This is a genomic window from Flavobacterium collinsii (assembly GCF_946903285.1).
In the GTDB taxonomy this organism is placed as follows: Bacteria; Bacteroidota; Bacteroidia; order Flavobacteriales; family Flavobacteriaceae; genus Flavobacterium; species Flavobacterium collinsii.
Genome location: NZ_OX336425.1, coordinates 4154650 through 4169668, shown reverse-complemented (window position 1 = coordinate 4169668; position 15019 = coordinate 4154650). Strand labels below are relative to the sequence as shown.

Annotated in this window: 8 protein-coding genes; 2 read left to right on the top strand and 6 right to left on the bottom strand. The window is 38.9% G+C overall.

Annotation, left to right across the window (positions count from 1 at the left end; genetic code table 11):
* Positions 1-247: 247 nt before the first annotated feature.
* The 6 genes from OGZ34_RS17010 to OGZ34_RS16985 are packed head-to-tail and all read right to left on the bottom strand — an operon-like array spanning position 248 to position 9483.
* A complete protein-coding gene (locus tag OGZ34_RS17010) occupies positions 248-1654 on the bottom strand; it encodes an MATE family efflux transporter (RefSeq protein ID WP_263361027.1) in 1407 nt (468 codons plus the stop codon).
* Positions 1654-3486: an IucA/IucC family protein gene (locus tag OGZ34_RS17005; RefSeq protein ID WP_263361026.1), complete on the bottom strand. Its 1833-nt coding sequence runs from the start codon at positions 3484-3486 to the stop codon at positions 1654-1656. The genes OGZ34_RS17010 and OGZ34_RS17005 overlap by 1 nt, the downstream gene beginning before the upstream one ends.
* Positions 3487-3508: 22 nt before the next feature.
* On the bottom strand, positions 3509-4861 hold the full coding sequence (locus OGZ34_RS17000; protein WP_263361025.1) for a lysine N(6)-hydroxylase/L-ornithine N(5)-oxygenase family protein: 1353 nt from the start codon (positions 4859-4861) through the stop codon (positions 3509-3511).
* 17 nt (positions 4862-4878) lie between these two features.
* Complete coding sequence (locus tag OGZ34_RS16995) at positions 4879-7320, bottom strand: GNAT family N-acetyltransferase (protein ID WP_263361024.1); 2442 nt, start codon at positions 7318-7320, stop codon at positions 4879-4881.
* Entirely contained in the window at positions 7298-8818 is a 1521-nt protein-coding gene (locus OGZ34_RS16990; protein WP_263361023.1) for a pyridoxal phosphate-dependent decarboxylase family protein, read from the bottom strand. The genes OGZ34_RS16995 and OGZ34_RS16990 overlap by 23 nt, the downstream gene beginning before the upstream one ends.
* Before the next feature lie 32 nt (positions 8819-8850).
* Entirely contained in the window at positions 8851-9483 is a 633-nt protein-coding gene (locus OGZ34_RS16985; protein WP_173964183.1) for a nitroreductase family protein, read from the bottom strand.
* Between the two features lie 694 nt (positions 9484-10177).
* Between OGZ34_RS16985 and OGZ34_RS16980 the strand changes: the two genes are divergently transcribed.
* Both OGZ34_RS16980 and OGZ34_RS16975 read left to right on the top strand, forming a co-directional pair.
* A complete protein-coding gene (locus OGZ34_RS16980; RefSeq protein WP_263361022.1) occupies positions 10178-10555 on the top strand; it encodes a hypothetical protein in 378 nt (125 codons plus the stop codon).
* Between the two features lie 83 nt (positions 10556-10638).
* On the top strand, positions 10639-15018 hold the full coding sequence (locus tag OGZ34_RS16975) for a CusA/CzcA family heavy metal efflux RND transporter (RefSeq protein ID WP_263361021.1): 4380 nt from the start codon (positions 10639-10641) through the stop codon (positions 15016-15018).
* Position 15019 lies beyond the last annotated feature (1 nt).

The following is a 15019-nucleotide window of genomic DNA, read 5'->3' as shown; positions in this document are numbered from 1 at the left end:
ACGTAATTCTATAGATACGTCGCTCCTTTGGAGCTTTTGCAAAAAAATACGTTATAAATGCTATAAATATGATGCTCCTTTGAAGCTTTTACAAATGTTATCTCATTGGAACGTAATTCTATAAATATGATGCTTCTTTGGGGCTGTTCATAAATGTTAAGCCCCATCGGGGCAAAATATTTATAGAAATTGGTAAAATCGTTTCAATAAACCCCAACGGGGTGACATATTTTGAACCGGTTTAGTTTTAAACCTTTGTATGTTTCCATTTTCCTTTTCGGAAGACGACGATACAAGCCACGGCCAATATAATTTCCGAAACAAGGATGGCCGTAAAAACACCATTGGAACCCAGGTCAAAAGAAATTCCCAGAGCATAGGCAAGCGGAATCTGTATGACATAGAACATCAGGATGTAAAGCCAGGTCACCACTTTTACTTCACCGGCCGCATTAAGAGCTCTTGAAATCACCATCGTATAACCTAATAATATGTAGGCTATCGAAATTAGATGAATGTACATGGTACTAAAAGAGATCACCTCAGGAATATCAGTAAAGATTTTTATGACCGGAACAGCTAGGAATATCCAGGAAATTCCAATTAAAACCAGAAATCCCATGTTTAACATTCCCGCTCTCCAAACCGATTTTTCGGCACGATCAGGCTGTTTCGCTCCCAGATTTTGTCCGGTTAAAATTCCTGCTGCGTTTCCAAGACCCCAGGCCGGCATCGTAGCAATCGAAGTGACTCTTTGTGCCAGAATGTAACCTGCAAGAGCACTTTCGCCAAAATGCGACATGATTTTGATCATGAACACCCAGCTTGATGCCGGAATGATGAATTGTACGGTACCGCCAAAAGCCAGTTTCAGGACTCTTTTGAAAATAGCAAGATTAAAGACCATTTGTGCCAGACCAATTTTTAACATGGTTTTTGCCCTTATCAGATACCAGGCCTGATACAGCACTCCAATTACTCTCGCAATTAAAGTGGCCAGTCCAACTCCCAATAAACCGTATGCCGGAACAGGGCCCCAGCCATAAATGAATATCGGACACAATACAATGTTCAACGCATTGGAAAGCCAAAGTATTCTCATAGCAGTCGAGGCATCTCCAACACCTCGGAAGATCCCATTTACGACGATTCGAAGAATCAAAAATCCGCTGGAAGCAAACATGACGATGCCGTAAGTTCTTCCTTCCTCAACCATAGCAGCCGAAAGTCCCATGGCACTCATAATATCGGTAGTCCAGATGGTACAGACAATACTAATCAGGGCAGCAATAGGCACTGTAGCATAAATCACCTGCATGGTGGTCTGGCCTGCTGCTTTGAATTTTTTCTCGCCAATTCTTCTGGAAATCATCGCGGAAGCCGCTATCCCCAAACCAATGGAAACCGAATAACAAAAAGTGATGAAAGTTGTGGTCGCTCCGGCAATTGAAATGGCATTCGTGCCCAATCGGCTAACAAAGAACAGATTGGAACATACAAATAGTGATTCCATCAAAAGCTCAACCACCATTGGAACTGACAGTAAAAGAATGGTTTTGTTAATGCTGCCCGAAGTGAAGTTTTTTTCACTTCCGGCAAGAGAACGCCTTAATAAACCAAAGAAGGAGCGTGTTTTTAAAAGAGCTTCTTTCATTAGTTTTCTTTTGCTGTTACTATTTCTTCATGGATTAACTGATGTAACGGATTCGGTACAAAACCACTTTTTTTCATGTGTGGAAATCCGGCCGTTTCTTCATAACCATTATACAAACGTCGGCTATTGAAAATAAGACGTTTGAATTCAGGTATAAACATATTGTACTTGTCGAATATTTCCTGAAGCTCAGGATGTTCTGCCTGATATTCGATGATAATATCGTAAACACAATTCCAGAATTCTTTTTCTGTATAGTTAGCGTTTGTAATCATAACGTGACTCAGGTATCTGAAGAAGGCATCAAAAATGGCGATAAGTATCGTTAACGGTGCATTTTCCGGATTTGGAGAGGCATTAAACAAGTTATCAATAAATTCCTGTGGCAATTTTTTCTTTGCTTCTTCATTAATTAAAATATCTCCCACAAAGTCCTGTAAGGCAATACGTGTTGGCACATAATCTTTTAGAATCAGAATCACATTTTGTCCATGTGGATCGATAGATAACGAATGCTGGTAATAAATCTGAAGCACAGGCTTAAGATACGCAGTCATATAAGCTTTGAGCCATTGTTCTGTAGAAAGACCTGATTTTTCTATAAGTTCTTGTACAAGACTTTTTCCGGTGTTGTCTACATATAATAATGCCGCCATCGTCATTAAATTCTCTCCTTCTCTAAGGGAATTTATTGGGCTTTCGCGCCACATAGCGCCCAGATATTCATTGTACTGGTAAGGAGGATTGTCAATTTTACTATAACTAGGGTGGGCATAGGTAACCGAAACGACTTCGCCTAAAAGTACAACTCCCATTTTTTGCAAGTGCTCGTCTTTTTTAAGTACATTTTTCAGATACTCTGTCAAACGTGGCGCTATCAATAATTGTTTAGGAGACAAACCTCTAACATGGCTAGTGTTTAGTATAGACATTGATGTTTTTACATAATGTTTATGAGGTGCACTTTCGTTGAAAAAAGTACGGATGCTTTGTTGAGGGCTGTAAATGTCTTCGGTTAACTCTAATGGGATAAGATGTTTGGACGCAATATCATTAGAAAATTGCATCACGAGTTTATTTTGCCATTGCCATACGTGCACCGGAATAAAAACATAATTATACGGATCTACATTCAATGCCGCTAACTTGTTTCTAAAGGCATCTAGTTTTTCTTTACCAATTTCAATTTCATAAAAATCCTGATCGTCCACATCGGTCTGTAAGCGTAGATTAGCTCTGTTTTTATGAGCCGCAATCCAAATTAAACGTGTTCTTTGATCAGACTCGGGATTGTATTTCGTATAATCTTCTGAGTCAAAACCAATGCGGCCTTTGTTTACAATTACCCACGGGTGCCCATCCAGACTGTGTTCGATCGTTTGAAAATCAGCATCGGCTAGTTCCGCGGCAGGCACACGACGGTTTGACTGAATGTAAGCATCAGCGTATAAGGTGTGTAGTAACTCTTCGATATAATGGGCCAGGGTAAAAGAGTTGATGCCAAAAGTTTCCTGAAGTTCGATAAAGAAATTAGGTACATCGATATGCTCTAATTTTACTTCATGCTCGACTTTACAAAGGCTGTCTTTAACGATATGCCAATAGTTAAGAAACCTTGGATAAGCCGAAAAAGTATAGTAAATACTCGCGGTGTCGGTTTCTAATCTGAAATGGGTAAGACCATCCTCATCTTTAGCGGTTATTTGAGGGTTTGCGACGTCTTCACGCATCAATTCCGAAATACTTTTGGCGAGTAAGTTTCGATTGACCTGATTCCAAATATCGGCGTTGAGGTGCTGAGCGTCTTTAAAGGTATTTTCTGGGGTTATCATCTGAGTTGATTTTTAGTATGATCTAATGGTTTACTTGCTCGTTTACTAATTCCAAAACATTCGCTGATGAAAATTCAGGAGTTGCTTTTTGTACTCCGAATTGTTGAAAAGCAATGCGTTTTTCAACCTTATACACTTCACGATTAGCGATTTGGTTAATGATGTACGAATTTCGGTAAGCACCCATTCCCAAGTCCGGAGTCGAAAGTCCATGCGTATGCAATTCAGCATTCTGAACAAAAATATCCGTACCGTTTTTGTCAATAGTATAATTACGATGTACTTTGAATAAGCCATTTTCCAGTCGGCCAATTTTGTCCTGAATTCCTGAAAGAATTGCGGGTTCTTTGTATTTGTAACCCGTTGCCAGAATCACATAATCGGTTTGATCCTCGAAAGGCTGTTCCAGTTCTGTCTGCACAAAATCAAGTAAATGCGAACCATCCGTATCTTCTTTTACCGATGTCAGACGCATATTTGAACGTAATTCTACATTTAGTGGAGTGTCTTCTAAGCTCATCTCGTACAAGCTGTCGAAAATCTCATTGATCAATTCGTGATCGATCCCTTTGTATAGCCCGTGCTGACTGTCTAAAAGCTGTTTTCTTTTTTGTGACGAAAGACTGTGAAAATGATCTACATATTCCGGAGAAGTCAACTCCAGAGTCAGCTTTGATTTATTGTCAAGCGGGAAGAAGTGTGACGAACGGGTGAACCATTTCAATTGCAATCCGTCTTCCGTATCCGGTAAAAGATCACGGAATACCTCGGCAGCACTTTGTCCTGATCCAATGATTGTTACCGACGCATTTTTCTGAATCTGAGGTTTAAAGTACAAATATTGAGAAGCATGAATCACATTTGGAAGAGTTTCAGTGTCAATGAAATCAGGTACATGTGGTGAAGTTCCCGTACCCAAAACTATTTTATGCGTATAATAAACAGTCGTAACACACGTCTGAGTATTGATCACCGTAACTTTGTACACATCATCAACAGGGTCAATTGAAATCACCTTGTGCGAAAATTTAAGGTTGCTTAACTGAGCAGCCGCCCATTTGCAATATTCATTGTACTCTCTTCTGTAGATAAAGAAATTTTCACGGATGTAAAATTTATAAGCACGTCCGCTTTGTTTGATGTAATTTAAGAAGCTGTATTTATTCGTTGGATCGGCCATTGTAACCAAATCGGCTAAAAACGGAACCTGTAAAGTGGCATTGTTTAACATTAAACCCGGGTGCCAGTCAAAGCCTTCCGACTGATCAAAAAACAGTGCTGATAAATCTTCAATGGGTTCGATAAGTGCGGCAAGTCCAAGGTTGAAAGGACCAATTCCAATTCCGATTACCGAATATATTTTTTCTGTATTCATTGTGGTTATTTTGAGAATTAAACTTGTGAGGTTGAAACGGTGTTTTTTTGAAACTCTTCGGCAGCCGGGAATTTAGCCCAATACCATTCTCTGTAACAGAAGTTCAGATTGGCTTTTTTGTGCGGCATTTCGATGACTTTCTGAATTTTAAACCCAACGTGAGCCTTGTTCATCATCGAAGCGATAGAGTCTACAGAACCTTCCCCCACCATTTTGCCTACTTTGGCTTCGCTCAAAACAAAATCCATCATAGACTGCGTTGCTGGAGAACCGTATTTTAATTTCGGATCGGTTGGTGCGATAAATTGGTGTGTTCCGTAATCGGAGGGAAGTACGTCATAGTATTCTCCAACGATGTCACGGCATGGCCAGTACACTTCAATATTAAAAGTTGGAACTCCGTTGGCCTCTCCGATATAACTGTGCGAATGGCCTCCCGGAAGCATGGTGCGATAGAATACCTCCAACTCGCGTAACGACCAGTTCATTTGCCAGATTTTCAAAGCATGTTCGCGGTGAAACCACTCGTGAAGCATCTCCAGATCGTTGTCTACATCTACCGGACGCAGACTGATCGTTACGTTGTCTTTCTCAAAAAAGCGGCTGAAAACCGTAGTGTTTGGTTTTGGCTGAATCAATTTTTTGGAGAAAAAGTGTTTGTTTAACGGATTAGGATACGTTTTGTACACCGCCGGATTGGTTCGTGGCGCACTGGCTTCGTCCATATTGTTTAAACTGGTCAGTAAATTTCCTTTTACGATTAGTTTGACACTGTTCGTAAAATGAGAAACCAAACCTGTTACATCTGAATCTTCTTCTTTTTTTAAGGCATTGTATATAAGATCCAATAATACCGTTTCGTTAGCAAGTTTGTTTTTACCCAAAGCGCTCACAATTCCTAACAAATGATTGATTAACAGGTAATACCCCCAGAAATCAATAATTCTTTTTTCGGCAATAAAAGAGCGGCTTTCTTTTCCAAAATCAGGGATTAAACGCTCCAGTTCCGGTACGATTCCTTCGCGGAAAAAGTACCCCTGATTGTCTCTGAAATATAGTTTTGATGGAAAAAGATTTTCATCAAATTCAACCATTACATTCTGTTGGTGAAATTCTGATCCAAATCCGTATTTATTAAAAACGCCAATTAAAGGAGTAAGACTAATATTCAGGTATTGTTTGAACCAGGCAATAGCAGTGTCAGCTACTGTTGTATCTTGTCTTTTGGCGGATTCCTCAATCAGGGTTACGATTCTTGGCAGTTCATTCAAAATATTATCCTGAGACAAAGCAGCAACCAGTGTTACATTTTTATTGGCGTTGGCTCCATGAAAAGGATTTTGACGGATACTAGTACTGAAACCATCGATAATTTTATCTTCAAAAACCACCGTGATGAATGCAGGATCGGTAATCAGCTGAATTTGTGGATAGTCTTTCTGAATGCCTTTTCCCCAATCTGTTTTCATCAACTGCGCTGCATCATAACCACGATTAAGTTCGTGTAGGTAATTGACGCGGAAAGAGTTGGTGATTTTCACGTGCAGTGAGAATTTATACATCCATTCGCTTTCGTCATTGTACACCGTACGAACCGATGAGGTTGCCGCATAGGAAGGACCAAATTGTCCCAGACTGAAGAGCAGTTGTCTGGATTGCATTTCTTTTACTTCTTTTTGCTCTAATAGATACTTGGCTTCCCATGGGTGTGCCGGTACTACTTTGTATTGCGAATAAAAATCCAGTAATTCTTTGGCGTTTTTATTGGCATATTTTGAAATTTCATTTCTCAGATAATCGGTGATCAGATAGTCTTCGGCACTTTTTTCGATAACATTTTCAGGATGCACCAGAAAAAAGTGTAATGGAAACTGCCCCTCGGTTTCAGGAGAATAGTGAAGCAATTCGTCTTTGGTAAATCCTTCTCTACTTTTTGGCAGTGGATGTACCGTATGTCCTAGAATTAACGATTGTTCTGCTGATATAAAAGTTTGTTCCGGGTTGCTGGCGTTCCGGCCGCTATTTTTATAATGCTCCAGGTAAAGCGCCAGATTGTCAATACTGTTTTCCATACGTTTTTGTGTAGGAAGCGGATCAATATCCGGATATTCTGCTTTGCAATAAGCGGCAACAATTTCTGTAAACGCGATAGGATTTATTTCTCTGAATTCATCCGTTGCAATAGTGCGGGACACTATCGGAAAGCCAAAAGCATGAACGCCACTTTCGGAAAAGTAAATCAAAGGAGCAAAAACTTCCTGGCCAACAGTGCTAAAGTCAAATCGAAGAAAAGAGCTGTGATCGATAGTCTGCATAAATTCAGCCAAAGCAGGGTCGTATTTCGGAACACCTTCGTATTGGCTCCAGTTGCTGAATTCTCTGCAATAACAGTTGAGGAGGGATTTGTAATTTACTTGTTCTGCAAGTTGTTTAAAATTAGTTAAGTCTGTGGTATTCATCTCCGTTTTGTTTTATGAGGTTAAGAATGTTTTTAATATCATTTAGGGTTGTAAGGGGATTTAAAATGGTGAATTTCAAATAGAATTCTCCATCTACTTTGGTGCTGGCGACCAGAACTTCGCCGCCAAAGAACAGTTTCTCTTTGATGTATTTGTTGACTTCACAAGAATTAGATTCAGCCGGTCCGTCGAGATAACGGAAGAGTAAAATACCAATATCAGAGTGGCATAACAGTTCAAAATTAGGATCGGCTTCAATATAGGCAGCGGTTTGTTGGGTAGTTTCGATTAAGGTCTCAGTAAACTGTCCGAGCTTTTTCTTGCCCATATAACGAAGGGTAAACCAAAGTTTCAAAGCATCAAAACGACGTGTAGTTTGAACAATCGATTTATTGACCTGAGCCGGAAGTGCATCGTAATTTTGCTCTTTAGGATTCAGATAATCAGCGTGATGCTTGATCAGGTTGAGGTGAAGTTTATTTTTAACAATAAAGGCACTGCTGCTTACTGGCTGGAAGAATGATTTGTGGTAATCGACGGTTACAGAATCGGCCAGTTCTATGCCGTTTAATAAATATCTTTGTTTCTCTGTTAAAAGCAATCCGCATCCATAGGCAGCATCTACATGAAGCCATAAATTGTGCTGGCTGGCAATAGCGGCGATTGTTTTTAACGGATCGATGTTACCAAAATCGGTTGTGCCGGCCGTAGCGGTAATGGCAATTGGAATGTTTCCTTTTTTAATTTCGTCAGCGATCGCCTTTTCGAGTTTTTCCGGATCCATACGGTATCTTTTGTCTACACCCACATTTACAATAGCTTGTTCTCCGAGACCTAAAACCCAGGTGGTTTTATGATTGCTGAAATGCGCTTTATCCGAAACAAAAATCCTGTACTTGTGAGCATCAGGAGGAAGTCCTTCCATTTTAATATTCCATTTTTGATATTGCATGGCATAGTAATCTCTCGCCAGAAGTAGACCCATTAAATTACTTTGAGATCCTCCTGCTGTAAAAACGCCATCGCCTTGTGTATAACCCACCTGCTCGCTGGTCCAGTCAATTAATTTTCTTTCGATAAAAGTTCCGCCAGCGCTTTGGTCATAAGTATCTTGTGAGGAGTTGATGGCACTGATCAGAATTTCTGCCGCTAGTGCCGGAATAACAACCGGACAGTTTAAGTGTGCAATATATTCCGGAAGGTGAAAAGCGGTGGCGTGGTTTACATAAAGCTCGTCTACTTCGTTCAGCAGACTTTCGTAATCGGGTAGTGGAGTGTCAAAATCTATCTCTTCAACTTTAGCTCTTATTTCCTCAGGTTTGATTCCGCTGAAAGGTTTTTTATTATTTTTTAGGAAATTCGAAACACGCTCCTGTGCTAATTTCATGGCTTGAGCGTATTCTGTTCCGGAGTTTTGATGGAAAATGTCTTTGTAAAAATCCTGGTCCTGCTGGACTCCTTTTTCGGTGACTTCTGTACGAATCAATGTGGTATTCATAAAATAGTTGTTTAAGGGGTTAAAGTTATTTTTCAGTCGAGGTAGACGACTTTTTTAGATAAAGGGGTTCTCTTTTTTTTGGAGGGTTTTAAGGCTTCGGGATAATACCCCAGATAAAGAAGCCCTAGTGATTTTTCATTTTCTGAGAGACCAAATTTTGCCACATAATCGATAGCTACTCCTTTGGTACTCCAGTAACTGCCCATTTTATGAGCATGGCAGGTAAGCGCAATATTTTGTACAGCAGAAGAGACTGCAGCAATTTCTTCCCATTCAGGCAGGTCAATTTTGGTGTTTTTCACCATGACTACTCCAATCATACAGGCTGCATTGAGCGGATAATTTTCGAGATACGAAAGCTTGTCTTTTTGATCTTCGGGAGATAATTCATTATAGAAATCTCTGTAATAGTGAGCCATATATTCACCGTACTTCTTCAAATATTTGCCCCTAAAAACGATAAACCTCCAGGGTTCTGTCATTTTATGGGTAGGAGCCCAGGTGGCATTCGTCAAAATTTCTTCAAGCAATTGATCCGGTAATTCTCCCTTGATAAACTGATTGGCATAGACGCTTCTCCTGTTACGGATGTTCTTCGAAATTTTGTTTAATTTATAAGAAGAGTCTGATAGCTTGATTTTACTGAGGTTGTTCTTAATTTTCATTTATTTTGGAAGTTTTTCTAAGAAAATTCTTTTTTATTTTGGCCAAATAAAAATAAATTTGTAAGTAATTCTTATTTAGAATGAATAAGAATAGTATAAAACAAAAGTATAAATTAATCTGATAGAAAAAAATGTTTTTTTTAAAATTTATACGAATGACCGTACACTTGTCTTTGTGTTTATTTGATTGTTGTTTCTTAACGTATTGATTGTAAGTAGTTTGTGTTTCATGGTTTAAAGTCTTTTTACAGCTATTATTAAATTGTAAAAAAGAAGTTACGTGTAATTTACACAGATAAAAAGAGAGGCGAGAATACTTGTTTTATTTTGGATTCTTACAAGAAGTTAAAAAAGAAGAGCAGACCAGCAGGGAAGGAGCATTTAGCCTGGTTTTAGGAAGTTTTTAGCAAAATTTTAATGGAATTATTCTCGTCCATTTTGAAATAGAAAAGGGTTTGGAATTTTAGAATTTTGAAGTTTTTTTTGAGTAAAAATGGCTTAGGATGGATCAATTTAATTTTGAATTGAGAATAGCTGTTCTAAATTAACTTTTAAACTTGATAAAATGCTTTAATTTTTAGTTTTGAATGTGATAATTGTAATTTTTGTCGCTGTAAATAAGTAAAGTCATAAAAGTTATTAGCTTCTTGTTGTAAGTGTAAAATTATTTTGCGACATCGTTTAAATTTGTGAAGTGCGAAAACTCATTATATACCTGTTCATCTTTTTAATTGTATCCAATATTGGGTTCTTTCAGCAGTTTTATAAATTACCGATATTGCTCGAGCATTTTAAGGAACATCAGCAAAGGCATGATATCAGTTTTTTTGATTTTTTAGAAATGCATTACTGGGGAGAAGATTTAAAAGACAATGATTCTGATCGTGATATGCAGCTTCCGTTTAAGAACATATCCGGACCTTACGTACAGTTGGTGTTTGTTCCGCAGGACAAACCCATATTTTATATTCCTTTTACTGTTGGATTTTCACAATCGGGTACAATTCCTTATACCTCAGATTTGTATTCAAATCCTTCCTTGTTTTCGGTATTTCGCCCTCCTATAGCCTAATTTGATTTTATAGAATTTTTATTGTGGTTAAGACATTTTTGATGTTTTAGCCCTGGCATTACTATATTCAAATAAATTAAATTATGCTTAATAAGATCATACAATTCTCAGTTAAAAATAAGCTGGTAATTGGGATCTTCACGTTGCTATGGATTATCTATGGCGTGTTTGAAGTAACCCGTTTACCTATTGATGCCGTTCCTGACATCACCAACAATCAGGTACAAATTATTACAACGGCCCCGTCTTTGGGGGCAGAAGATGTAGAGCGTTTAATTACATTTCCAATAGAACAGGCAATTAGCAACATCCCACAGCTGAAAGAAAGCCGCAGTATTTCGCGCTTTGGACTTTCGTTGGTTACGATTGTTTTTGCAGACGACACAGATGTGTATTGGGCGCGTCAGCAGGTGGCCGAACGATTGCAAAAAGTAGAAATTGCAGAGAACGCCAGTATTCCTGAAATGGCGCCGGCAACAACAGGTTTGGGGGAAATTTACCAGTATGTTCTTAAGCCGCAACCCGGATATGAAACAAAGTATTCTCTGGAAGATTTGCGTACTATTCAGGATTGGACCATTAGAAGACAGCTTTTGGGAACCCCTGGAATTGCAGATGTCGCTACTTTTGGAGGGAAATTAAAGCAGTATGAAATTGCCGTTAATCCGTCACGCTTAAAAGCACAAAACCTGACTATAAAAGAGGTTTTTACAGCATTGAACAGTAATAACGAAAATACTGGTGGCGCGTATATTGAAAAAGGCCCAACGGTACTGTACATCCGAAGTGTCGGACTAACCCGAAACATCAAAGACATTCAGAATATTATTGTCAAAAATACACAGGCCGGAACTCCTATTTTAATCAAAGATATTGCAGAAGTAAAAATGTCTTCGGCCATACGCTACGGAGCCTTAACGACAGCTGATATTGGCGAATCGGTTGGTGGAATTGTAATGATGCTTAAAGGAGAGAATGCCAATAATGTGATCGTAAATGTCAAAAAACGAGTTGCCGAAATTGAGAAGATCTTACCCAAAGGTTTGAAAATAGAACCTTTTTTAGATCGTACAAAAATGGTCGATAATGCCATTGGGACTGTTCAGAAGAATCTTATCGAAGGTGCCTTGATTGTAGTCCTTGTTCTGGTACTTTTTCTTGGGAATTTAAGAGCAGGTTTTATTGTGGCTTCTGTAATTCCGTTAGCGATGCTTTTTGCTATTATTATGATGAACACCTTTGGCGTAAGCGGGAATTTAATGAGTCTGGGCGCGCTTGATTTTGGTTTGATTGTCGATGGTGCGGTAATTATTGTGGAAGCCATTTTACATCATATTCATTCTGCTAAAAAATACAAAGAAATCGATTCTATTTCGCAAGAGGAGATGGATAAAGAAGTAACTGGTTCGGCAGGACGTATGATGAATGCAGCAGTATTCGGACAGATTATTATTCTGATCGTTTACCTCCCAATATTGTCTTTAGAAGGTATCGAAGGAAAAATGTTCAAACCAATGGCACAAACTGTTGCCTTTGCTATTTTGGGTGCTTTTATATTATCCCTTACTTATGTTCCAATGGTGAGTGCCTTGTTTATTAGCAAGAAAATAAGCCATAAGCCCAATTTATCGGATCGCATAATGGTAAAACTTGAATCTTATTATGAAATTGGGTTGTCCAGAGCATTACAAGTCCGAAAAGGGATTGTGATTTCAGCTTTCGTTCTGTTTGGTATCGCCTTGTTGCTTTTTAGTCGAATGGGAGGTGAGTTTATCCCACAGCTGGAAGAAGGCGATTTTGCCGTAGAAACTCGTTTATTACTGGGGACAAATTTGTCAACGACCACAGCAACCATTGAGAAAATTTCGACGGCATTAAAAAATACCTATCCGGAAGTAGAAAAAGTAGTTTCCAGAATTGGTAGTGCCGAGATTCCAACAGATCCTATGCCTATAGAAGGAGGCGATATGATTATTGTCTTAAAAGACAAATCAGAATGGACAAGTGCTTCTTCGTTTCCTGAACTGGCCGATAAAATGACGCAAACGGTTAAAGAGGTTGCACCCGGAGTTACGACTGGTTTTCAGTTTCCGGTTCAAATGCGTTTTAACGAATTAATGACAGGAGCAAAGCAGGATTTGGTTTGCAAAATTTATGGCGAAGATCTCGATAAACTGGCAAAATATGCCGAGCAGTTAGGCGCGATTAGCACTACTGTAGAAGGTGCTACGGATCTTTATGTGGAGAAAGTTACCGGAATGCCTCAGATTGTTATTGATTATGATTGGGCCGAAATGGCGAAGTACGGAATTTATGTTTCAGACATCAATCAAACAGTAAATGCCGCTTTTGCAGGAGCTGTAGCAGGAAGCATTTATGAAGGAGAAAAAAAGTTTGATATGGTGGTACGTGTAGAAGCCAGCGGACGAAAAGATATTGATGATGTTCGCAATTTATTGATTGCAACCCGTTCCGGAATGCAGATTCCGTTGTATCAGGTGGCTTCTGTAAAAGAAGTGGAAGGTCCAAATCAGATTCAGCGTGAAGACGCTAAGAGAAGGATTATCGTTGGTTTTAATGTGAGAGGGAGAGACGTAGAATCTATTGTAGAAGAATTACAAAAGAAAGTAAACAGTCAGATCAAATTTGAGCCTGGTTATTATATTACCTATGGCGGTACTTTTGAAAACCTGCAACAAGCAAAATCCCGTCTGGGAGTTGCGGTTCCGGCGGCTTTGTTTATGATTTTGGCATTGTTATATTTTGCTTTCCGATCTTTTAAAGAAGGAATTATCATTTTTACAGCCATTCCATTATCGGCAATTGGCGGCGTGTTTGGACTGGCTTTGCGCGATATGCCGTTTAGTATTTCTGCTGGAGTTGGTTTTATTGCGCTCTTTGGCGTAGCCGTTTTGAACGGAATTGTTTTAATCTCCGAGTTCAACCGTATACAAAAACACGGCGAAATTACCGATTCGCTTCAAATTATCATTACCGGAACAAAAAACAGGTTGCGTCCTGTATTGATGACAGCTGCTGTTGCTTCTTTAGGGTTTTTACCTATGGCTTTGAGCAATGGCGCAGGAGCAGAGGTACAACGCCCGCTTGCAACCGTTGTGATTGGCGGACTGATTACAGCTACTTTGCTGACGCTCTTTGTACTTCCGGCTATTTATTTAATGACGTATCATACTAAAGTTTTTTCAAAAAAAATTAAAAAACACAAGATGGATAAACTGACTTTACTATTGCTGGCTTTGTTTCTTACGGCTTCGGTTCAGGCACAAGAAGTACCCATATCTCTTGACGAATCTTTGTCGATAGCGCTTCAGCATAACAGAAGAATTAAATCTTCGCAATTGAATGAAAGATCAAAAGAACAGTTGGAAAAAACGGCTTTTGATCTTCCTAAAGCAGCTCTGAGTGCCGATTATGGTCAGTTTAACAGTGCTGTAAACGATACGCGTTTTGGTATTAGCCAGACTTTTGCATTTCCGACACTGTATACCAATCAAAAAAAAGCTTTGAGGGAAAATTACAATGCCGCAAAAGCAGAATCGCAGTTAACCGTGCAGCAGATTAAGTCGAATGTGAGGAACTTATTTTATTACTATATCTGGCTTAATAGTAAAAAGGAATTATTGGCTTATGCCGATTCGATTTACAGGTTAATGGAGCAGAAATCGGAATTGCGTTATAAGACAGGGGAAACAAATGTACTGGAAAAAAGCGCCTCTCAATCGGCACGACAGTTCTATACAAACCAGCTAACAATGGTTAATAAAGATATTACTATTATCTTAAAAATGTTTAATACGGTTCTTCAGGATAGTATCGTTCATGTGCCTTTTTCTGATAAGATCAAGAATGATTTTGCTGTTGCTTTAAATCAAAATAAAAATATTGCAACGCTTCCTCAGATACAACTTTCGATGTATGAAGCAGAAGCAGCAAAGTGGAAATGGAAAACGGAACAAGCCAGATTAATGCCCGATGTTACAATAGGGTATAATAATTTGAGTATTGTTGGTACACAAACGAGTTCTTCAGGTCAGGATGTTTATTATAATAACAGTCAAAGGTTTAGTTATGTTAATCTTGGGTTGTCTGTTCCATTGTTTTTCAGCAGTCAGTCAGCTCGTAACAAAGCTGCGAAAGTAGATTATGAAACGTATAAGATGAGGGCAGAAACGACAAAGATTGAAATGCAGACGGAGATTAGTAACGCCGAAAGCGAGATCGAAAAATACAAGGAAAGCCTTTTTTATTACGAAAACGAAGGACTAAAGAACGCGACGGTAATTATCGACGCAGCGAATAGTCAATTGGAAAACGGTGATATCGATTACCTGCAATGGGTTTTGGTAGTCAATCAGGCGATCACCATAAAGAATGAATATTTCGATAGGATTAACGATTACAATAAGGCTGTGATTAATTGGCAAACCCTTAATAATTTATAAA

Coding starts and splice junctions, on each gene's coding strand:
- OGZ34_RS17005 (WP_263361026.1), bottom strand. CDS start 3,486: ATGATAACCCCAGAAAATACCTTTAAAGACGCTCAGCACCTCAACGCC.
- OGZ34_RS16985 (WP_173964183.1), bottom strand. CDS start 9,483: ATGAAAATTAAGAACAACCTCAGTAAAATCAAGCTATCAGACTCTTCT.
- OGZ34_RS17000 (WP_263361025.1), bottom strand. CDS start 4,861: ATGAATACAGAAAAAATATATTCGGTAATCGGAATTGGAATTGGTCCT.
- OGZ34_RS16995 (WP_263361024.1), bottom strand. CDS start 7,320: ATGAATACCACAGACTTAACTAATTTTAAACAACTTGCAGAACAAGTA.
- OGZ34_RS16975 (WP_263361021.1), top strand. CDS start 10,639: ATGCTTAATAAGATCATACAATTCTCAGTTAAAAATAAGCTGGTAATT.
- OGZ34_RS17010 (WP_263361027.1), bottom strand. CDS start 1,654: ATGAAAGAAGCTCTTTTAAAAACACGCTCCTTCTTTGGTTTATTAAGG.
- OGZ34_RS16990 (WP_263361023.1), bottom strand. CDS start 8,818: ATGAATACCACATTGATTCGTACAGAAGTCACCGAAAAAGGAGTCCAG.